The organism is Cupriavidus sp. 01L45, assembly GCF_056399885.1.
In genome coordinates this window covers 46626-66867 of the sequence record NZ_JBFTSG010000026.1, presented here as the reverse complement: position 1 = coordinate 66867, position 20242 = coordinate 46626, and the positions used below count along the sequence as shown (strand labels likewise).

Genomic DNA, 20242 nt, shown 5'->3' with positions numbered 1-20242 from the left:
CAGACCCTAGCCCAGGCACCCGATGCATCTGCTTTCCACCCGCCCGGGCGGCTTCGTCGACGATAACGCCGGCGTGGTGCGCATCGAGCAGAGCCCGGCCGAGATCGTGGTGCTGAGCGCGGCGGATACCACGCTGTCGCTGCTGGCCGGCGTCTTTCCGCGCCTGGGCGCGGACTTCCCCACGGTGCGGCTGGCCAACCAGATGTACCTGCGCCAGCCGGCCTCGCTCGACATGTACGTCGACGATGTGCTGCAGCACGCGCGGGTGGTGGTGGTCGATCATCTCGGCGGCGATAGCGACTGGGCTTACGGCCTGGAGCGGCTGTCCGAACTGGCGCGCGCGCGCGGCCAGTTGCTGGTGATGTTCTCTGGCGACCTGGCCGAAGATGCCAACCTGCTTGCGCGCAGCAATGCGCCGCAAGCGCTGGCCAGCAACCTGTGGCGCTACCTGCGCGAAGGCGGCGCGGACAACGCGGAACAGTTCTTCCGCTGCCTCGCGCACCATGCCTTTGGCTGGGGCGAGCCGGCATTGCAGCCGCGCGTGCTGCCGCAGGCAGCGATCTATCATCCGGCGCACGGCGTGGCCACGGCGGCGGACTGGCAGCGCGAATGGGAGCGTGACGGCCATCCGGACGGGCCGGTGGTGGCGCTGGTCTTTTACCGCTCGCACCTGCAGGCCGGCAACACGGCCGTGTTCGATGCCCTGATCGCGGCCTTGCGCGCCGAGGGCATGCGCCCGCTGCCGCTGGCGGTCAGTTCGCTCAAGGACACGCTGTGCCGCGACGTCATGCAGCACTTGTGCGCGGAGCACGGCGCGGCGCTGGTGCTCAACACGACGGCGTTCGCGGTTTCCTCGCTCGATGCGCCCGAATCGCCGCAACTTGCCGGCGATGCGCCCGTGCTGCAGGTCATCCTGAGCGGCGGCAACCGCGAGGACTGGCTGCGCGACAGCCAGGGACTCGGGGCGCGCGATGTCGCCATGCATATCGCCATGCCCGAGGTCGATGGCCGCATCATCACGCGCGCGGTCAGCTTCAAGGGACTGGCCTATCGCTGTCCTTACACCGAGGTCGACGTGGTGCGCTACCAGCCTGACGCGGAGCGCATCGCCTTCGTGGCCGAGCTGGCCCGCCGCTGGTGCCGCCTGCGGCAGCTCGGCAATGCGGACAAGCGCGTAGCGCTGGTGCTGGCCAACTATCCGGCCAACGAAGGGCGCATCGGCAACGGCGTGGGCCTGGATACGCCCGCCTCGGTCGTGGGTATTCTCGCCATGCTGCGCGAACAGGGGTACCACTGCGAAGGCTTGCCGGCGGACGGCGACGACCTGATGCGCGGGCTGACCCGGGGCATCACCAACGACCTGGCGCAACGCGACCTGCGGCCGGCTTTCCAGAGCCTGCCGATGGCGGACTACCTGTGGCAACTGGCCGCCCTGCCGGAAGAGAACCGGCGCGCCATTGCCGAACGCTGGGGCCGCCCGGAACAGGATCCGATGGTGCGCGAAGGCCGTTTCATGATCGCCGGCGTGCGCAGCGGCCATTTGTTCGTGGGGCTGCAGCCGGCCCGCGCGTACGCGCTGCCCGGCGAAGCGGGCACCCAGGGCTATGCCAGCTACCACGATGCCGATCTGGTGCCGCCGCACGGCTACCTGGCCTTCTATTTCTGGCTGCGCCACAGTTTCGGCGCCGATGCCATCGTCCATGTGGGCAAGCATGGCAACCTGGAGTGGCTGCCCGGCAAGAGCGTGGCGCTGGCCGACAGCTGCTGGCCGGATGCCATCCTCGGGCCGCTGCCGCATCTCTATCCCTTTATCGTCAACGACCCGGGCGAGGGCGCGCAGGCCAAGCGGCGCGCGCAGGCCGTCATCATCGACCACCTGATGCCGCCGCTCACGCGCGCCGAGAACTACGGCCCGCTGCAAGACCTGGAGCGCCAGGTCGACGAATACTACGAGGCGCTGGCGGTGGACCCGCGCCGCGCGCGGCTGCTGCGCAAGGCCATCCTGACGCTGATCGTCGACCAGCAACTGCATCGCGAGCTCGGGCTGGATGCCCCCGCCGACAGCGATGGCGAGGACGCGCTGCTCAACCGCACCGACGCTTACCTGTGCGAGCTGAAGGAATCGCAGATCCGCGATGGCCTGCATGTTTTCGGCGTGTCGCCGGCGGGCCGCCAGCGGCGCGACACGCTGCTTGCGCTCGGGCGCTTTCCGGTGGGCGACGGCAAGGGCGCGCAGGCCAGCTTGCTGACGGCGCTGGCCGCCGACCTGGCGCTGGGCGGCGGCTTCGATCCGCTCGATGCCGACTGGTCCGCGCCATGGCAAGGGCCGCGTCCGGCGCAAATGGCGGCGCTCGACGCGGGGCCGTGGCGCCATCATGGCGATACGCGCGAGCGGCTGGAGATGTTGGCCACGGCATTGCTTGACGCGGCGGACGCCGGTGACGGCATGGCGCGTTCCCTGCCGCGGACCGCTGCCGTGCTGGCACGCCTGCAGCGGGACGTGATGCCGCGCCTGGATGCCTGCGGCCCGCAGGAAATGCTGCAACTGTCGCGCGGGCTGGCCGGGCGCTTCGTCCCGCCCGGCCCCAGCGGCGCGCCTTCGCGCGGACGGCCCGATGTACTGCCTACCGGGCGCAATTTCTACTCGGTCGATACGCGCGCGGTGCCCACCCGCACGGCCTGGACGCTGGGCCTGAAGTCCGCCAGCCAGCTGATCGAGCGCCACTTGCAGGAGCACGGCGAATATCCGCAGTCGATCGGGCTTTCCGTATGGGGCACCGCCACCATGCGCAGCGGCGGCGACGACATCGCGCAAGCGTTCGCCTTGCTGGGCGTGCGGCCGAAGTGGGCGCCCGGCAGCTACCGCGTGACCGATTTCGAGATCCTGCCGATGACGATCTTCGACCGCCCGCGCATTGATGTGACCTTGCGCGTGTCGGGTTTTTTCCGCGATGCCTTCGCCAACGTCATGCGCCTGTTCGATGCCGCCGTGCAGGCGGTGGCCGAACTGGACGAGCCGGCCGAACTCAACCCGGTGCGAGCACGCGTGCAAAGCGAGCGAGCGCGGCTGGAAGCGCAGGGCGTGCCGGCCGCCGAGGCGCGCCGCCGCGCGGGCTGGCGCGTGTTCGGCGCGCGGCCGGGCGGATACGGCACGGGCCTGCAGGATCTGATCGAAAGCCGCAACTGGCAGGACGACCACGATCTCGCCCAGGCTTACCTGCATGCCGGCGGCTACGCCTACGGACAGGGCACGGATGGCGTCGAAGCGCGCGCCAGCTTTGCCGAGCGGCTGGCCAGCCTGGATGCGGTGGTGCAGAATCAGGACAACCGCGAGCACGACCTGCTCGACGCCAACGATTACTACCAGTTCCAGGGCGGCATGGTGGCCGCCGCGCGCGCGTTCGGCGGTGCCCAGCCGGCCATCTATCACGGCGATCACAGCAATCCGGCGGCGCCGCGCATCCGTACCCTGCAGGAAGAAATCAGCCGCGTGATCCGCGCGCGCGTGGTCAATCCCAAGTGGATCGACGGCGTCAAGCGGCATGGCTACAAGGGCGCCTTCGAGATGGCCGCCACCGTGGACTACCTGTTCGGATTCGATGCCACCACGCGCGTGGTGGCCGACCACCAGTACGCCCTGGTGACCGATGCCTATGTGAACGACGCGGACACCCGCGCCTTCCTGCGGCAGCACAATCCGCGCGCGCTGCACGCCATCTGCGAGCGCTTGCTCGAAGCGGTGCAACGTGGCCTGTGGCAGGAGCCGGGCGCACGCCGCGCCCAATTGGAACAACACCTGCTCGACAGCGAGCAGGCGCTTGAAGGAATGCCCTCATGAATGCGACCGCCCGGCTCCTGCGCGTGCCGTTTCCCTTCAGTGCCCTGGTGGGGCAGCAGCGTCTGCGGCAAGCGCTGCTGCTCGCCGCGGTGGACCCCGGCATCGGCGGCGTACTGGTCAGCGGCCCGCGCGGCACGGCCAAGTCGACCGCCGCGCGCGCGTTGGCCGAACTGCTGCCAGAGGGCCAGTTCGTCACGCTGCCGCTGGGCGCCAGCGAAGAGCAACTGACCGGCACGCTTGACCTTGGCCATGTGCTGCAGCAGAACGAGGTACGCTTCGCGCCCGGCCTGCTGGCGCGAGCGCACCAGGGGGTGTTGTACGTGGATGAGGTGAACCTGCTGCAGGATCACCTGGTCGACCAGTTGCTCGATGTAGCCGCCAGCGGCGTCAACGTGGTGGAGCGCGACGGCGTGTCGCACCAGCACGAGGCGCGCTTCGTGCTGGTCGGCACCATGAACCCGGAGGAGGGCGAGTTGCGTCCGCAACTGCTGGACCGCTTCGGTCTGGCGCTGGCGCTGGAGAACTGCACCGATCCCGCGCAGCGCCAGGCCATCGTCAAGGCGCGGCTGGCGTTCGACAGCGATCCCGGGGCGCTGCGCGCGCGCTTTGCCGCCGAGCAGGACACGCTGACGCGGCAGGTGCGGCTGGCGCGCGCGGCGCTGCCGTCGCTATCGTTCAGCGATGCCGTGCACGAGCATGTCAGCGCGCTGTGCCTGGCCGCTGCCGTCGACGGCGTGCGCGCCGACCTGGTGATGTTGCGCGCGGCGCGCGCGCTGGCGGCCCTGCAATGCGATGCGGCGGTGGTGCCGGCGCATGTGGATGCCGTCGCGGAACTGGTGCTGCACCATCGGCGCCAGGCGGCGCCCGATGCCGACAGGCATGGCGATGCCAGCGATGCCGGGGAATCCAGCCGTGCCAGCGATGGCGGGGGCGATAGGGCAGATACCGGCGCGGCGGGCGCCGGCAACCCCTGGGGAGCGCTTCCGCCGCCGTCGGCGGCCAGCACGACGGGCATCGCCGCCGTCAAATCCGTGAGGCCGCTGCCCGCAAAAAAAGCCTGAGCCACCGGCAGGCCGCCGCCGATTCCGGGCAAGGCGGCAACCGGTGGCAGGCACCCCGTTTCGCCTCTCCCCGAGGCCTCCCGGCAGGCCTGCGCATCCACTGGCCGCGCACGCTCGCGGCCAAGCGCACCGAACCGCTGGCCGCCGGCCACCTCCGCATGCGAACCCAGCAGGCACATGCCGGCGTGTTGCATTGTTTCGTGCTCGACTGCTCGGCATCGATGCTCCATGGCCGCCAATTGGCGCTTGCGAAAGGCGTGCTCCTGCGCTTGCTGGAGCGCGCCTACCAGGCGCGCGCCGAAGTGGCGCTGGTGTGCTTCGCCGGAGGCCGGGCGGAGGTGCGCCTGCAGCCAGCGCGGGCCCGTCCGTGGAGCGAAGCCTGGATCCGCCCGATTGCCGGTGGCGGCGGTACGCCGCTGGCGCTTGGCATGGAGCGTGCCGGCCAGCTGCTGGCGCAGGCTGCGCACCGCCGTCCGGCGCAGCAGCGCTGGTTGTGGCTGCTAAGCGATGGCCGCAGCATGGAGCAGCCGCCGCGTCCGCATGGGGCAGATGCGGTGATGGTGGTGGATTTCGAGCGGCAGGCGGTGGCGTTGGGGCGTTGCCGGCATTTGGCGCAGAGGTGGGAGGGAGAGTATCTGGTGGCGGATGCGTTGATCGGGTGAGATACCAGCACTGTATGTTTATACAGTGTGGTGTAGGATGCCATTTCCTCCGCCGGATCATGAGCGTGAAAGCGAAACGTACACTCGGTGGCCTGGATGGCGGCCTTGGGCGTTGGCGTCAGGCTTGTCATTCGTATAGTCAGGCTATACATTTCTCATGATTTTGCAATGAGCAAAAGCTTCGCTCACTCCGGCCTGCAGCGATTCTTCGAGACCGGATCGAAAGCCGGGATTCAGCCTCGGCATGCCGAGAAACTTCGGATACAGCTTGGTGCTTTAGACCACGCCATCAAGCCGGAGGACATGGGCGTGCCCAGTTGGAGATTGCACGAACTCAAAGGCCGCATGGCCGGACACTGGTCAATCAGCGTCAATGGGAATTGGCGCATTACCTTCAGATTCGAGGATGGTGATGCGCTGGTTGTGGACTACCGCGACTACCACTGACCCTCAAAGTACTGACATCAAGGAGCCCATCATGACTCGGATGCAAAAGCCTCCGCATCCCGGCACGGTCCTCGCTGAATGGCTGGCGGGCCTCGACGACATGACGATCACGGCGTTCGCCGAGCACATCGAAGTGACGCGTGCCACGCTCTCCCGTATCGTGAACGGCCATGCGGCAATTACGCCCGATATTGCCATTCGCCTGGAAGAAGCGTTGGGTGCCAGCCGCGAGATGTGGTGCGGTATGCAGACGGCCTACGACCTCTGGATGGCCGCGCAGAAGCCCCGGAAACACATCAAGCCGATTGCTCGTCCGGTCATGGACGAAGCGGAGCCGTCCTGCGCATAGGGCACCGGCGGGAAGCCCATATAAGTTCCGCTCCGGCCACACTCGCTCAATGGCTTGAGCAAGGGCGCCGATGTGGTTCCCATTTCAGCGAGCGGCGCAGGTCCGCCTCGCCAGACCTCACCCCATCCGCACCTCGATCTCATCGTAGCGCCGGACCCGGTACACCACCATCGAGATCAGCCAGCTCAGCACGAACACGCCGATGATCACATAGCCGAGCATGCCGAAATGTTCGTTCAGCTCCCCGATCACGTCCCACAGGCCGCCTTCCAGCCCGAGCTTGTCGGCGATTAGTCCGAGCGCTTCGATGCCACCGATCACTACCGCGACGATCACCGATACCAGCGTGATGGTCATGTTGTAGTAGAGCTTGCGGATCGGCTTGGTGAAGGCCCAGCCGTAGGCGCCCAGCATCAGGATGCCGTCGGTGGTGTCCACCAGCGACATGCCGGCGGTGAACAGCGCGGGGAACACCATGATGGTCCAGAACGGCACGCCTTTTGCCGCCTCCGCCGCCGATAGCCCGAACAGCGCCACCTCGGTGGCGGTATCGAAGCCGAGGCCGAACAGCAGCCCCATCGGGAACAGGTGCCAGCTGCGGCTGGCCAGCCGGAACAGCGGGCGGAACAGCCGCGACAGCACGCCGCGGTTGTTCAGCAGCAGGTCCAGGTCCTGCTCCTTGAGCGCCTCGCCGCGCTTGACCGCCCGGAAGGCGCGCCACACGGAGATCAGGATCAGCAGGTTGAAGAAGGCCAGCAGGAACAGGAACAGCGCGGACACGCTGGTGCCGATCATGCCGCCCACGGCTTTCATGTCCGCAAAGCGCGTTTGCAGCGCGGCGGCGGCAACGGCGATGCCGATCGACATCAGCGTGACCACGGTGGAATGGCCGAGCGAGAAGAAGAAGCCGACCGTCACCGGGCGCTTGCCTTCCTGCATCAGCTTGCGCGTGACGTTGTCGATGGCTGCGATATGGTCGGCATCGACGGCGTGGCGCAGGCCGAGCGTGTAGGCCAGGACCGCCGAGGCCAGCAGCATGGGGTGCTCGCGGAACGCCACCAGCGCCCACACCCACGCCCCGGCGTTGGCGGCGATCAGGAAGACATAGAGCGCAATGACCTTGCGGCGCACGTCGGCGTCCTGGTCGTTGAAGATGCTGGCGAGGAAGCGAAACATGGGGGCTCCGTGAACGGTCCGGAATGTTGGGTAAATGGGCGACCGCCGGGATTCATGCCCGGCGGCGGCGCCTGCGAAACAACCTGCGCCAGCCGATCACCACGCCGCTGACAGCGCCTGCCAGCCCGACGATCGAAAGCAGCCAGACCGCCAGGTCCCAGGCGGGGCGATGCCGCAGCAGCCAGCCGAGATCCCAGCTATGCGCGGCATTGAACAACCACCGGTAGGCGCGCCGGCTGCTGTCGCTGCGGCCGAGCAGGTTGCCGTTGTCGGGATCGATATACGCCCAGGTTTCGGCGGCATCGTCAAAGCGCACGCGCAGCACCGGCAGCTTGCGCGGCTGGTGGTGGCTGTACCAGTAGGCGTCGTCTTGTTGCAGCAGGTCGCTGCCAGCGACAGCCGCGTCCGGCACCAGCCGGGCGGCAGCCTGCGCGAGCGCCCCGGCGGAGATCGCAAGCGGCGCCCCGGTGTCGGCACGGTAAGCCTGCGTCGTGACCGCGGCGCCGGCAGCGGCCCGCGCCACCAGCAAGACCGGCAATCCGGCCTGCCAGGCCATCTTGATTTCCCGCGGGGGCGCGCCGGTGCCAGGCGGCATCCCCGCAAGCGCCGTGGCGTCCCTGGCGGGAAAGCGCGGCAGGACTTCGCCCGCATAGCGCTCCAGCGCGGGCTGCGCAAACGCGCGCCCCGGAAACCACTGGTTGGGATTGACCGATAGCCAGCCGCTTGCCAGCCAGGCCAGCAGGAACAGCGAACCGGCCAGGCCGGCGATATGGTGCCAGGCCATCCAGCCGTGATAGGGCGAGGTGCCGCCGGCGCTGCCATGCGCAAAGCGGCGGCGCACGCGCAGGCGCAGCCAGCCGATCCAGATGCCGCTGATCGCCACGGCGATGCAGACGCCGGATGTCCACAGCACCACCTGCCGCCACAGCGGCGGATCGGCCCGCACCGGCGTGAAGTAAAGCCAGTGCGGGACCGCGCCAAGCCAGTTCCAGAATCGCTCGTTGCGGTTCGTGTCGCGCATGACTTCGCCGGTGCGCGCGGAGACATACAGCTCGGTGCCGGCGGCATCGTCCAGCGCAATGCGGTGCAGCGGGCGCCAGGGATTCAGTCCGTTGGGCACGGTCCACTGGTCCCGCTCGGCGGTCTCGATCCAGCGCGCGCCGGCGGCGCCGGAGAAGCGCCGGGCGATCTCTTGCGCGGCGGGGGCATCCACCTGTTCGATGCGGGCCGCGTTGCGCGCGGACACGGTGTGTGGCTTCCCGTTCCAGTCGACCATGCGATAGACGGGGTGCGCGCCCATCATTTCCAGGCGCAGGCTGCGCGGAAAGCGGGCGAGGCCTGCGCCGGCCATCGCCGCATCGGGCGAGACCCGCACCGTGGCCACGTCCAGCGGCGGCAGCCCCGCGAGGCGCTCGGCGTCGGTCAGCGCGGGAAAGGCCACATACATCATGACCAGTCCCGACAGGAACCACATGGCGATCAGCAGGCAGCCGGCGATGCCGGCCCAGCGGTGCACCAGATAGAGCCAGCGGCGCGTGAAGCGCCAGCAGGACTCGCGCCAGGACAGGGGCGTGCTCGCCATGGCCTGGCCTAGAAGTAGAAGTTGGCCGACAGCTCAGCGGCGCGCGGCCGTCCCAGCAGCCACTGGGCGCCGCTGTTGCCGGACGATTCGGCGTAGTCGCGGTTGAACAGGTTGTAGACCCGCAGTGTCAGCGCCGTCTTGCGCGATATGCGCCATTGCAGCGAGGCATCGACCACCGTGTACGACGGCATGGCCGTCGTATTGGCATTGTTGGTATAACGCTTGCCCACGTAGCGCAGGCCGCCGCCGGCCTGCCACCGCGGCGCGAAGGCCCAGGTCAGCCACAGGTTGGCCGCCTGCTGCGGCACGTTCGTCGGCACGTTGCCGTTGCGCGAGACCAGGGCGCCGTTCACGCTTTCGGTGAAGTCGTCGTACCGGGCCCGCAGCAAGGTGCCGTTGGCATCCACGCGCAGGCCGCGCATCAGTTCCACGCTGACCGAGGCTTCCAGCCCGCGCGAGGACTGCTCGCCTACCTGCACCGAGAGCGCCGGGTTGCCGGCATCGCGCGTGAGGAGGTTCTTCTTGACGATCTGGTAGGCGGCAAAGGTCCACTCGCCGCGCTGGTTCCAGAACGACTGCTTGACCCCGGCTTCGATCTGCCTGCCGGTAGCGAGCTTGAAGTCCTTTTGCGCATCYGAGGTGGTGATCAGTGCGCCAAGGGGGTCGGTGGCCGTGGCGTACTGCGCGTAGACGGAAAAGGCGGGTGTGAATTCGTAGACCGTGCTCGCGCGCCAGGTGACGTTGTTGAAGCTGCGGGTCCAGTCGTCGCCGGAGACCAGGTTGCCGCGCTCCAGTTCGGCATGGTCGAGCCGCACGCCGCCGATCACCGACCATTGCCGGGTCAGCTTGAGGCGGTCTTCGCCAAACAGCGCGTATTGCGTGGTGTGGGTACGGAAGCGCGGCGACGTGACGATGCCCGGCGGGCTGAAGAACTGGCCCGGATCGAACTGGTAGGCATTCACGGTGGAGGTACCGCCGTAGGGCGAGTTGTTGCTGTGGGTGAAGTTGATCCGGTTGACGTCGAATCCCACCAGGGCGGTATTGGCCATGCCGAACAGCTGCCCGTCGATCTTCAGGTCGGCGCGGTCGCCCACCTGCTCCTGGTTGTGCAGGATTTCCAGGTAGTCGGTGCGGCGCACCTGGCCGGTTGCCGGCAGGAAGGTATAGGACTCGGCATCGCGCCAGTGGCGCTGGCTGGTGAGGTAGTAGAACTGGTTGCGCACCGTCACTCGCTCATTGGGCTGCCATTGCGCGGCGAGCCGGGTCCAGCGGTCGCGGTAGGTGATCTCGGCATCGCCGACGTTGTAGTTCTTCTTGCGCAGGGAGGTGTCCAGGCTGCCGCTGACCAGCGGCGTGCCCAGGTATTGCATCGGGTGCTGGTCGCCGTCGTCATAGGACAGCGTCATATTGAACTCCGGCGATACGTCGAGCCGCACCGCGGCCGACACCGCCACGCTGCGCGAATCGCCCCGGTCCACCCAGCCGCCGGAGCGCGCGTAGTTGGCATTGAAGCGGTACGAGAGATTCTCGTTGACCGCGCCGCCGCTGTCGAAGGCGGCGCGCGCGGTGCGCTGGGTGCCGCCGGTGAGCTGCAGCTCGTTGGCGATCGGCGCGCGCAGCGGCTTCTTGGGGATCACGTTGACCACGCCGCCGATCGCGCCCTCGCCGTACATGACCGAGGCCGCGCCGCGCAGGACTTCGATGCGGTCCGCCGACCAGGTGTCGAAGGGGAAGGTCACGGTGCCGGAGGCGACGTAGAGCCGTGTGCCGTCGTACAGCTGCATCACCGAGCCTTGTCCGGAGAAGCCGCGCGCCGTGAGCGACGTGCCGCCGTTGCCGGGGGCGCCGTTGGAGGTTATGCCGGTGGTGCGGGTAACGGCTTCGCGCACCGACTGGTCGCCGCGCTCGCGTATCGTCTCGCCGGACAGCACCTCGACGCTGGCAGGCGTTTCCAGCGGGGTCAGGCCAAGCCGGCTGCCCGTGCCCGTGGGCTCCGACAGTGCCAGCCCTGGCAACTGCGAGTCACCGGTGACCATCACCGCCGGTAGCACCGTGGTGTCTTTCCGAGACGGCTGGGAGCGCTCCGAGGCTGGCGTATCGTCCGCGGCCCAGGCCGCGTCCGTGCCCAGCGTGGCAAAGGCCCCGAGCGAGAGCGCGAGCGCGCAGTGGTGCGCCAGCTTGCGCGGGGCGGGAGTGAAAAGGTGCCTGGAGGAGCCCGGCAGGGGGGTGCGGGCAATGCGAGGGCGCGCGGACATGGACTTTCCATCGTTGGCCGCAGGCGACCCCGCCTGGCGGCAATGAACGAAGAAGCCACGGACGAGCGCGCAGTGGCGGCGGGCCCATGGCCAGCCGCCTCACGCCTGGCCGCCCGTCCGCAGCCTCGGTGATCGGTCGAAGGCCGGTATCCGGGCTCGCAGGGGGACGCCTGCCACTGGGGCGCGTCCGGGGTGCCGCCTTCCCACGCATCGATGCGCAGTGGCTGCCGCTGCCTACGGGCGCGGCGTGACACCTTTGTACCTGCTGACCGTTGCGGGGGCAGCACAGGATTTGCCGCGGCCTGGCCGTGGCGCACCTGTTTCCCGTTTAACCCCCGCCGCTTGACGCGCGCGAGGGCACCTTCGAACCATTTGCATTCCAATTGCAATTCACTTGCAACAGTGAATCCGAATGCGAGGCGGATTGTAGCCGCATTCCAGTGGTTTTTGACAGGCATATTCGGGTGGCCGGCAATGCACCATGAGAGTGCCGGCGTCCTCGTCACGACGGGATCTCTCTTCACTGTGGTGCTTTGTACGATATAGATGCCGCTTCTTGCTTTTTTCTTGCGGGCTTTCCCCAGTTGACGCTAAAGAAGGCGCAAGCCGTTCCGATATCCCGGAGATGCCGCGTGTCTCCCGCATCGCTGGTACTTGCCTAGAAAAAGCGAACTTCATGAATCAACTGACCTTGCGAAAAAAGCTGTGGATCCCTCTCGTGCTGGCCTGGCTAGGTCTGCTCCTGCTGACCGTGATGCACGCCTTCCAGACCCGCCAGTTGCAGATGGCGGACCGTCGTGGCGAACTGGCCAACGTGGTCGATATGTCGCTGTCCCTGGTGCGCGACTATGCCGAGCAGGCACGCCAGGGGAAGATGACCGAGGATGAGGCCAAGGCCCAGGCCACTGCCCGCATCGCCGCGCAGCGCTATGGCAAGGACGGCTACATCACCATCGTCAGCGCGGATTCCGTGATGCTGATGCATCCCATCAACGCCAAGCTCAATGGCAAGAACCTGCGCGATTTCAAGGACGCCAAGGGCAACGCCTTGTACGTCGATATCGCGGCGCGTGGCGCTTCGGCGGAAGGCTCGGGTCATCTGGACTACTGGTGGCCCAAGCCTGGCAGCGACCAGCCAAGCCCGAAGGTCGGCTACGTGGCACGCTACAAGCCATGGAACTGGGACCTCGTCGCGGGCACCTATATGGATGACGTGGAGGCGCAATTCCGCACCTCGCTGTATCAGTCGCTCGGGCTGCTGGTGTTGCTCGGCATCGTGATTTCCGTGGTGGCGACGCTCCTGATCCGCAGCATCCAGCGCTCGGTCGGCGGCGAGCCCGCCACCGCGGCGGCGCTTGCGTTGCGCATGGCTGGCGGCGACCTCACCGCGCAGGTCACGGTCGCCCCGGATGACCGCGCCAGCCTGATGTACGCGATCGGCCATATGCGCGACCAGCTCGCGCGCACGGTCTCGGGGATCCAGCAGTCGGCCGAATCCATTACTTCGGCCGCGCAGGAGATTGCCTCCGGCAATACCGACCTGTCGAGCCGTACCGAGCAGCAGGCTGCCTCGCTGCAGCAGACCGCGGCCAGCATGGAGCAGATCACGGCGACGGTGCGCCAGAATGCCGACAACGCCACCGAGGCCAGCCAGTACGTGGCCGACGCCTCGCAGATTGCGCAGCAGGGCGGCAGCGTGGTGAGCCAGGTGGTGGACAAGATGCGCGGCATCACCGCCAGCTCGCGCAAGATCAACGACATCATCGGCGTGATCGACGGCATCGCCTTCCAGACCAATATCCTGGCGCTGAACGCCGCGGTGGAAGCCGCTCGCGCCGGCGAGCAGGGGCGCGGCTTCGCCGTGGTGGCGGGGGAAGTGCGCAATCTAGCGCAACGCAGCGCGGGCGCGGCCAAGGAGATCAAGACGCTGATCGTCGAGTCGGTGGGCCAGGTCGACAGCGGCTCTGCCCTGGTCGAGCAGGCTGGCCAGACCATGGCCGAGATCGTCAACGCGGTCAGCCGCGTGACGTCCATCATGGATGGCATCGCATCGGCCACCGCGGAGCAGCGCACCGGCATCGAAGAGGTCAATCGCGCGGTCGCGCAGATGGACCAGATGACGCAGCAGAACGCGGCGCTGGTGGAGCAGGCGAGCGCCGCCGCCGCTTCGCTGGAAGATCAGGCCGACGCGCTGCATCACGCGGTGTCGGCGTTCCGCCTGGCTGCCTGAGTATCCGCCCCGGCAGGGGCGGCAAGCCGCTGCTTACAGCAGCGACTTGCCCTGGGCGAGGACCTTGTCGCAGACCTGCCTGGTGACCTGATCCTTGAGGCCGCCGCCGCTCAGGTCGAACTGCTTGCCGTCGCTGTTGTGCAGGATGCCCTTGGCACCGTCGGTATAGCCGCTATCGGCGGTGGGCGAGCCACCTTCAACCTTGCCCAGCAGTTTGTCCTTGACGGAAGCGGCGCCGCTGGCGCCGCCGAGATAGTTGTTCTTGACGCAGAATTCCAGTATGCCGGCGATATTGCCGGTGCTGCCGGACGTCAGGGATTGCAGCGAAGGCATGCTGCCCATCCCGCCCAGGCTGCCGAGTCCGCCGATGGCGCCCTCGCTGCCCTGCGTCGCGCCTTTGAGCATGTCCCCGAGCTGCGCGTGCGCTGCCGCCACCGGTATCAGCGTGGCGATCAGGATCTTCACGACTGTGTTGCGATAGATTCTGGCGTTCATGCGGCGATCCTCCCGGCTTGGTGGAAACCAGCTTCCACTATAGTGCGTGCCCGGATTGCCATTGCACGCAATCCGGGCGCAATCCAGGTGCAATCCAGGTGCAATCGGGGCGCAATCCGCCACCGTCCGCCCCGATGCCAGGCTGCGCCGGGAGACGCCGCGGCTACACCCCCTATCCGGYCTCAGGCCTTGCGTGCCGTCAGCCACTCGGCGGCTTGCAGGGCCTTGCCCACGATGCGGATCTCGCCAATGCTGCCAAAGAAGCCGTCGGCGCGCGCACCGTCCCAGGAACCGCCGCCGATTACCCAGGGCATGTCCGCCGCGAGCGTGGCCAGGCCTGGGGCGTTGCCGGCATTGCGCAGCACCGGCGCGCCTTCCACGTAGAGAATGGTTTCATGGCTGACATCGTCGTTGACGATGGCCACGTGCAGCCACTTGTCGGCAATGATCTCGCCGGACCAGTTGGTCTTGCCGTCGCGGCTGCCGCTCAGCACCGGCACGACTTCCCATTGCACTTCGCGCAGGCTGGAGATGGCGAACAGCAGCGGCGGCGACTCGGGGTCGCCCCCGGTAAAGCCGGCCAGGCTCCCGCGTTTGCCGTCGCGCGTCATGATATTCATCCACGCGTTGTTGCCGGCGCTCCAGTTCTTGTCGATCTTGATGAAAGCTTCGACGGTGTAGCCGCTTTCCAGGGTGGCGGCATTGATGGGTGCCGTGCTTCCCGTGACGAAATAGCTCATGCGCAGCGGCGCGTTCTTGTTGGTGTTCAGGAAGCGCACGCTGCCCGGCGCGGCCGACAGGTAGTGGTGGTCGTCGGACCACACCACATCGCCCAGCTGGGCGGCAGTCACGCCGTCCACATTGAGCGCGGCGCGGCTTAGCGGGTTGGCGCCGGACTGGTCGGCCACGACCTGTCCCACCGGCACCGCGCTGCCCGCGGCGCCCCCGAAGAAGCGCCAGTGCGCCACGGTTTGCGCCACGTGCGGATAGTCCTCCGAATTGCTGGCAGGCTTCTGTTCGGCCTTCACAGGTTCCTTGAAGCCCGCGAGAATCATCGCCTTGGCCTGGTCCGCCAGCGATGTACGCGTTGCCGTGGCGGCCTTGAAGCCCGGATTGAAGCGCGCAAAGCGTTTGGCGAAGTCCATCTGGATGGTGAAGGTCTCGTTGGGCGCGTCGAGCACGGCCTGGTCGAAGCCATTGAGCGTGTGCTTGGGCTTTTGCGGCACCCACGGCGAGAATGACAGCACCTTGATCTGGTTGGCGGTGAGGTCGAATTCGTACAGCCGCATCAGGCCGTTGCCGCCCTGGTAGGCCATCTGATAGTCGACCACCATTTCCTCGACGGCGTTGCCGTAGACATTGGTCTTGGTAAGCCGCGCGGCGCCGTGGTAGTGGCCGTTCAGCGTCATGAAGATCTGGTCGTTGTCCTTGATCAGTTTTTCCCACAGCAGCAGGCCGTAGGGCACCTCGAGCGGTGTAACCCCGTCCTTGTCGATATTGATCAACTGGTGGTTGGCGAGAATGGCTGGCAGCGTCGGGTTGTTGCGCAGTACCTGGCGTGCCCACGCGATGCCGTTGTCGGAGACGCGCCACGATAGCGAGAGCACCAGGAACTTCTGCCCTTCGGCTTCGAACACGTGGTACTCGTGGAAGCCGCTCGGGTCGCGGCCGCCGAAGGTGGCCTGCTTGCTGGCCCGGGCCGTGCCGAACGTCTTCAGGTAGGGCTCGTTGGCCAGCGTGCGCTCCGTGTCGGTGCCGGTGTCGTTCGGGCCGCCGCTGTAGTCGAGGTCGAGAATGACATCGTGATTCCCGGCCAGGATCGAATACGGGATCTTGGCGCTCTCAAGCACCTTCATGGCCTGGTCGGCCACCACCCACTGCTCGGGCTTGCCTTGCTGGTCCACGACGTCGCCGAGATGGATCAGGAAGGGGATGTTGAGCGCCTTGGCATTGTCCGCGACCCAGTTGGTCTGCGCCTGGAACGGCTCGCTGTTGAATTTGCGGCCGAACTGGTCGTTCTCCGCCAGCGTTGCATAGCGCGAGTAGAACTGCGTATCGGGCAGTACCGCCAGCGCGAAATTGGATGCCAGCTGCGGGCCGGCCGGTGGCTGCGGTGCCGGGCTGCCGGTGCTCGGCGCGGCGGGCGCGTCGTCGCCACCCCCACCCCCGCACGCAGCCAGCAATGCACTGCCGCCTGCCGGCAGCAGGCAGCAGCGTCGCACCCAGTCCGGCCCTGAGCAAGCTCCTGCGGCGTTCGTCCGGCACGCTGGTTGTTGTCTTCTGTACCTGTTGCCGCGCATCGGCTTCGTGCTTCTTTGTCATGACTTTCCATGTGGAACAGGAAGCGGCAAAGCTAGCCAGCAGAGATGACATGCGCATGAAGAGATGTCGCAGGCATTTGTTTTTTGTTCTGTAGGTTGGAATTTTGTCTCGAAGAGGCGACATTAGGCTGACTAAGTGTATCGTTTTACCAAAAAACAGGATTTGTTTTCCCGACGTCACCTTTCTGTCACTAACGATCGTCAACATCGGCGCCCACAAGAATCTTTGCCAGTGCGTCCGGGCAAGGGGTGATGCCAGTGACACGCATCGCCCGGCGGCCCAGGGCGCGCGGACAGATCGGGTCAATACGTAAAACGTCACCAGGGAAATCCAATGCGTCACTCCAAATCCATCATCGGCCTGGCCGCCTCGCTATGCATCGCCGGCGGCTTCTACGGTTGCAACGGCAACGGCGACCAATCCAGCCCCGCCGCTCCGGCCACCCCCGGCGCACCGGCCGCGCCGGCCGCGCCGGTCACCCCGCCGGTCGCGGAAGTCACGGGCAAGTGGACCACCGGCGACCTGCATGTACATACGATCCAGTCCAACGATGCGCAGAGCCCCCTGGCCACGGTGCTCGACCAGGCGTTCACCGCGAGCAACCTCGACTGGATGGCCTTGTCGAACCACCTGCGCGTCTCGGATCGCGACCCGGCCGGCACGGCCATCCCTGGCGGCTCGGTGGCATTCTCGAAGGGCATGGCGGACTACGAAGTGCCTGCCGTCAAGCAAATGCAGGCTGACGGCCGCTATCCCGGCAAGCTGATCTTCTCCGCCTTCGAGTGGGACATGCCGACCCACGACCACATGAACGTGGGCATCTTCTCCGGCTCGCCCGCGCTCGCACCGGCCCTCAAGGCCGCCAACGAGTTCGAGTATTTCTTCACCAACCGCGCCGACACCCTGTTCAATCCGGTGGACGTGGCGGCGTGGAATGCCAAAGGCCCGCGCGCCTTTACCACGCACGCCGACGCGCTGCTGGCCTTCAACTGGCTCAAGACAAATTACCCGGACAGCAGCTACGCGCTGATCAACCACCCGTCGCGCAATCCGGGCAAGTACACCGCCGCCAACTATCGTGAGTTGAACGACCTCGCGCCGAATATCGTGTTCGCGGTGGAAGGCATGGTCGGCAACCAGATGGAGCCGGATCGCGGCGGCTACAACAGCGCCTATATCGATGCCAACCTGAAGTCGCGCACCTATGGCGGCGTGGACTATGTGGTGGCGCAAGTCGGTGGCATCTGGGATGCCCTGCTGGGCGACGGGCGCCGCTTCTGGAACCTCGCCAACTCGGACCACCATTTCAAGACCGCGGGCGGCCAGTTCAGCAGCGGCTACTTCCCGGGCGAATACGCACGCAACTACCTGTGGATGGAAGGCACCGGCATCAAGGGCTTGCTGGACAGCCTGCGTGCGGGCAAGTCCTTCTCGGTGTTCGGCGACCTGATCAATGCACTGGATTTCAATGTGGCGGCCGGCAGCACCAAGCGCGAGATGGGCGGCGAACTCATGGCCAAGGCGGGTGACAAGGTCACTGTCACGATCCGTTTCAAGAGCCCGGACCGGAACCGGTTCGAGTATCCGCTGGACAGCGGCGTCAATGTCAACGTCAGGCCGACCGTGGACCATATCGACCTGATCGCCGGCGACGTCACCCGTCGCCCCGCGCCTGGTACGCCGGAATACAGCAAGGAGACCAATGATTCCACGAAGGTCATCGCAACCTTCACCAAGACCGACTGGAAGCTGGACAAGGATGGCTACAACACGGTGACCTACACGTTCACCGCGGCCAAGAGCCAGTACTTCCGCCTGCGGGGCACCAATCTCGGGCTGAACGTGCCGGGAGAAACCGCGAACGGCAACCCGCTGCCCGACACCAAGACCGACCTGGTCGAGAATGCGGCACGCTTCGATGCCATCAACGCGCGCAACTACAACGACCTGTGGTTCTATTCGAACCCGGTGTTCGTGACGGTCGCGTCCGGCGCGTAAGCGCGTAGGCACGTAAGGCCGCAAGCCGCTGGACCGGCATGGCGATACCATGCGATCTGAACGTTTTCGATTGCAGTGTTCAGATCTTTGCGCATTGCCATGCCGGCGGCACGATTACGCGGCACCGCGTCTTGACGACAGCGATGAATCGGCTTTCACTGGCGGGCCGGACGCGCAATGCACCGGCCCTTAGCGGCGCGGCCTGCCCGGCAATGGCAGGCGCGCTTGTGAAGCCTCCTGGAGCAAGGACACGGATCGCCATGGCCATTACCCCCAGCGTCAGCAAGAAGACGTAGCGACACCAGCGGACCACCCTCGATCAACAGAACCCACTCGCGCACCAGTTCAAAGGCAGCCTGGCCCCGGAGAGCCTGGCCGCGCGGAGCGTGACATCGCGCGAAATCCGCTCCGGAGCGTGTCTCAGGGCACATTCAACGGCCGGGACGCCGGCCTACACTGGCGACATCCATCCGGGGAAGGCCGCCATGAACAAGCTAAGGTCCAGCCGTCTGCTCGATCGTATCTCGCCGCTGGTGCTCGCCGACCTGCGCCGCATGCAGGCCGCCGCCGAAGCGGGGCGCGACCCGGCGTCGCAGGTGCAGCCCGCGCCGCTACCCGTGGTGGGTGCGGGTGAATTCGATAAAAATCAAAAAAATGCTGCCAATTGCGCGGAAATTGCCCGCTATGACCCGGAACGGGGTATTTTTGTGATGGAGCTTCGCCTCGCCGGCCGGCGTATCCGATAAGCGCGCCGCCCGCGCAGTTCCGCTGCTGCTCTTGTCGCACGGCTCCGGCTCGCGCCCCCCGCCAACACCCACCTTCGGCTGCCGGCCGCGCCCATGGCGGGACTTGGTATAATTGCCCACTACCCCAAACACATGCCGCCTTGTGCTGCGTGCCTGGCCGCGGCGACTAGCCAGGGCGAGGCAGCACAGCAGCACGGCGGTTCAACGCGTGACGAGGAGTTACGTGGCCGGAACAGAAATCGCAGTGCAAACCGTCCCGCCAGCGGGCAATGCCGTCTCGTCCGGCAGCTCATTCCATACCGCCCTCAAGATCCTGCCCCCCGCGCAACGCGAGGCGATGTTCGAGATCTATGGCTTTTGCCGCGCCGTGGACGATATCGCCGATGGCGACGGCCCGCGCGCCGCGCGCCTCGCCGGCCTGGATGCGTGGCGCGCGGATCTCGCCGCGTGCTATGCCGGTGCGCCGCCGGCCGCGCTGCGTGGCCTGGCCACCCAGATCCAGCGCTTCGGATTGCTGCAGGAAGACTTCCTCGCCGTCGTCGATGGCATGGCGATGGACGTCCTGGCCGATATCCGCGCACCGGACAACGCTACCCTTGACCTGTACTGCGACCGCGTGGCGAGCGCGGTAGGGCGGCTCGCAGTGCGCGTGTTCGGCATGGAGCACGACACCGGCGTGGCGCTGGCGCATCACCTCGGCCGCGCGCTGCAGCTCACCAATATCCTGCGCGATATCGACGAAGACGCCGGGCTCGGCCGCGTCTACCTGCCGGCCGAAGCGCTGGCGGCCGCCGGCGTGCCRCTCGGCGCGCCGCAAGCTATCGTCGGCCATCCCGCCATCGGCCGTGCCTGCGCGGAAGTGGCGCAGCAGGCTCAGGCGTACTATGCGCAGGCTTTCGCTATCATGGCGGGTTGTCCTCGCCGGATCGTGCGCTCGCCGCGCATCATGGGCGAGGTCTACCACGTAGTCCTGCAGCGTTTGCTGGCCCGCGGCTGGGCCAATCCGCGCGCGCGCGTTCGCGTGCCGCGGGCGCGGCTGTTCTGGATTCTGCTCCGGCATGGCCTCATCTGAGGCGATCCC

The 20242-nt window shown here is 66.9% G+C and carries 14 protein-coding genes and 1 riboswitch; of the genes, 9 read left to right on the top strand and 5 right to left on the bottom strand.

Annotation, left to right across the window (positions count from 1 at the left end):
• The first annotated feature begins 22 nt into the window (after nt 1-22).
• From cobN to AC1DT6_RS18925, 5 genes are all read left to right on the top strand, one after another.
• A complete protein-coding gene (cobN, locus tag AC1DT6_RS18945; RefSeq protein WP_441632418.1) occupies nt 23-3838 on the top strand; it encodes a cobaltochelatase subunit CobN in 3816 nt (1271 codons plus the stop codon).
• Nucleotides 3835-4899, top strand: coding sequence for a magnesium chelatase ATPase subunit I (locus AC1DT6_RS18940; RefSeq protein ID WP_441632416.1), 1065 nt, complete (start codon nt 3835-3837; stop codon nt 4897-4899). The genes cobN and AC1DT6_RS18940 overlap by 4 nt, the downstream gene beginning before the upstream one ends.
• A gap of 158 nt (nt 4900-5057) precedes the next feature.
• The gene (locus tag AC1DT6_RS18935; protein ID WP_441632414.1) at nt 5058-5561 is read left to right on the top strand and encodes a vWA domain-containing protein; all 504 of its coding nucleotides are present in this window, start codon (nt 5058-5060) and stop codon (nt 5559-5561) included.
• A 168-nt stretch (nt 5562-5729) separates the two neighbouring features.
• Nucleotides 5730-6008, top strand: a complete 279-nt coding sequence (locus tag AC1DT6_RS18930; RefSeq protein WP_441632412.1) for a type II toxin-antitoxin system RelE/ParE family toxin — start codon at nt 5730-5732, stop codon at nt 6006-6008.
• A 31-nt stretch (nt 6009-6039) separates the two neighbouring features.
• The gene (locus tag AC1DT6_RS18925; RefSeq protein WP_441632410.1) at nt 6040-6357 is read left to right on the top strand and encodes a HigA family addiction module antitoxin; all 318 of its coding nucleotides are present in this window, start codon (nt 6040-6042) and stop codon (nt 6355-6357) included.
• A gap of 117 nt (nt 6358-6474) precedes the next feature.
• On the opposite strand, the gene AC1DT6_RS18920 is transcribed toward AC1DT6_RS18925, so the two are convergent.
• Genes AC1DT6_RS18920 through AC1DT6_RS18910 form a run of 3 tightly spaced genes read right to left on the bottom strand, consistent with a single transcriptional unit; the run spans nt 6475 to nt 11370 of the window.
• Nucleotides 6475-7533: a HoxN/HupN/NixA family nickel/cobalt transporter gene (locus AC1DT6_RS18920; RefSeq protein WP_441632408.1), complete on the bottom strand. Its 1059-nt coding sequence runs from the start codon at nt 7531-7533 to the stop codon at nt 6475-6477.
• Between the two features lie 52 nt (nt 7534-7585).
• Nucleotides 7586-9115, bottom strand: coding sequence for a PepSY domain-containing protein (locus AC1DT6_RS18915; RefSeq protein ID WP_441632406.1), 1530 nt, complete (start codon nt 9113-9115; stop codon nt 7586-7588).
• 8 nt (nt 9116-9123) lie between these two features.
• A complete protein-coding gene (locus AC1DT6_RS18910; RefSeq protein ID WP_477111521.1) occupies nt 9124-11370 on the bottom strand; it encodes a TonB-dependent receptor in 2247 nt (748 codons plus the stop codon).
• Between the two features lie 124 nt (nt 11371-11494).
• A riboswitch (cobalamin riboswitch) is annotated at nt 11495-11750 on the bottom strand.
• A gap of 296 nt (nt 11751-12046) precedes the next feature.
• Here AC1DT6_RS18910 and AC1DT6_RS18905 point away from each other — a divergent pair.
• The gene (locus AC1DT6_RS18905; protein WP_035865338.1) at nt 12047-13600 is read left to right on the top strand and encodes a methyl-accepting chemotaxis protein; all 1554 of its coding nucleotides are present in this window, start codon (nt 12047-12049) and stop codon (nt 13598-13600) included.
• A 33-nt stretch (nt 13601-13633) separates the two neighbouring features.
• Here AC1DT6_RS18905 and AC1DT6_RS18900 read toward each other — a convergent pair whose 3' ends face one another.
• Both AC1DT6_RS18900 and AC1DT6_RS18895 read right to left on the bottom strand, forming a co-directional pair.
• On the bottom strand, nt 13634-14095 hold the full coding sequence (locus AC1DT6_RS18900; RefSeq protein ID WP_441632401.1) for a YjjA family protein: 462 nt from the start codon (nt 14093-14095) through the stop codon (nt 13634-13636).
• A 182-nt stretch (nt 14096-14277) separates the two neighbouring features.
• Complete coding sequence (locus tag AC1DT6_RS18895) at nt 14278-16317, bottom strand: LamG-like jellyroll fold domain-containing protein (RefSeq protein ID WP_477111520.1); 2040 nt, start codon at nt 16315-16317, stop codon at nt 14278-14280.
• A 433-nt stretch (nt 16318-16750) separates the two neighbouring features.
• On the opposite strand from AC1DT6_RS18895, the gene AC1DT6_RS18890 reads away from it, so the two are divergent.
• From AC1DT6_RS18890 to hpnD, 3 genes are all read left to right on the top strand, one after another.
• Entirely contained in the window at nt 16751-18415 is a 1665-nt protein-coding gene (locus AC1DT6_RS18890; protein WP_441632397.1) for an S-layer protein, read from the top strand.
• A gap of 485 nt (nt 18416-18900) precedes the next feature.
• Entirely contained in the window at nt 18901-19161 is a 261-nt protein-coding gene (locus AC1DT6_RS18885) for a hypothetical protein (RefSeq protein ID WP_441632395.1), read from the top strand.
• Between the two features lie 223 nt (nt 19162-19384).
• On the top strand, nt 19385-20233 hold the full coding sequence (hpnD, locus tag AC1DT6_RS18880; RefSeq protein WP_441632393.1) for a presqualene diphosphate synthase HpnD: 849 nt from the start codon (nt 19385-19387) through the stop codon (nt 20231-20233).
• Nucleotides 20234-20242 lie beyond the last annotated feature (9 nt).

Coding starts and splice junctions, on each gene's coding strand:
- AC1DT6_RS18925 (WP_441632410.1), top strand. CDS start 6,040: ATGACTCGGATGCAAAAGCCTCCGCATCCCGGCACGGTCCTCGCTGAA.
- AC1DT6_RS18920 (WP_441632408.1), bottom strand. CDS start 7,533: ATGTTTCGCTTCCTCGCCAGCATCTTCAACGACCAGGACGCCGACGTG.
- AC1DT6_RS18900 (WP_441632401.1), bottom strand. CDS start 14,095: ATGAACGCCAGAATCTATCGCAACACAGTCGTGAAGATCCTGATCGCC.
- AC1DT6_RS18885 (WP_441632395.1), top strand. CDS start 18,901: ATGAACAAGCTAAGGTCCAGCCGTCTGCTCGATCGTATCTCGCCGCTG.
- AC1DT6_RS18930 (WP_441632412.1), top strand. CDS start 5,730: ATGAGCAAAAGCTTCGCTCACTCCGGCCTGCAGCGATTCTTCGAGACC.
- AC1DT6_RS18915 (WP_441632406.1), bottom strand. CDS start 9,115: ATGGCGAGCACGCCCCTGTCCTGGCGCGAGTCCTGCTGGCGCTTCACG.
- cobN (WP_441632418.1), top strand. CDS start 23: ATGCATCTGCTTTCCACCCGCCCGGGCGGCTTCGTCGACGATAACGCC.
- AC1DT6_RS18940 (WP_441632416.1), top strand. CDS start 3,835: ATGAATGCGACCGCCCGGCTCCTGCGCGTGCCGTTTCCCTTCAGTGCC.
- AC1DT6_RS18890 (WP_441632397.1), top strand. CDS start 16,751: ATGCGTCACTCCAAATCCATCATCGGCCTGGCCGCCTCGCTATGCATC.
- AC1DT6_RS18935 (WP_441632414.1), top strand. CDS start 5,058: ATGCGAACCCAGCAGGCACATGCCGGCGTGTTGCATTGTTTCGTGCTC.
- AC1DT6_RS18905 (WP_035865338.1), top strand. CDS start 12,047: ATGAATCAACTGACCTTGCGAAAAAAGCTGTGGATCCCTCTCGTGCTG.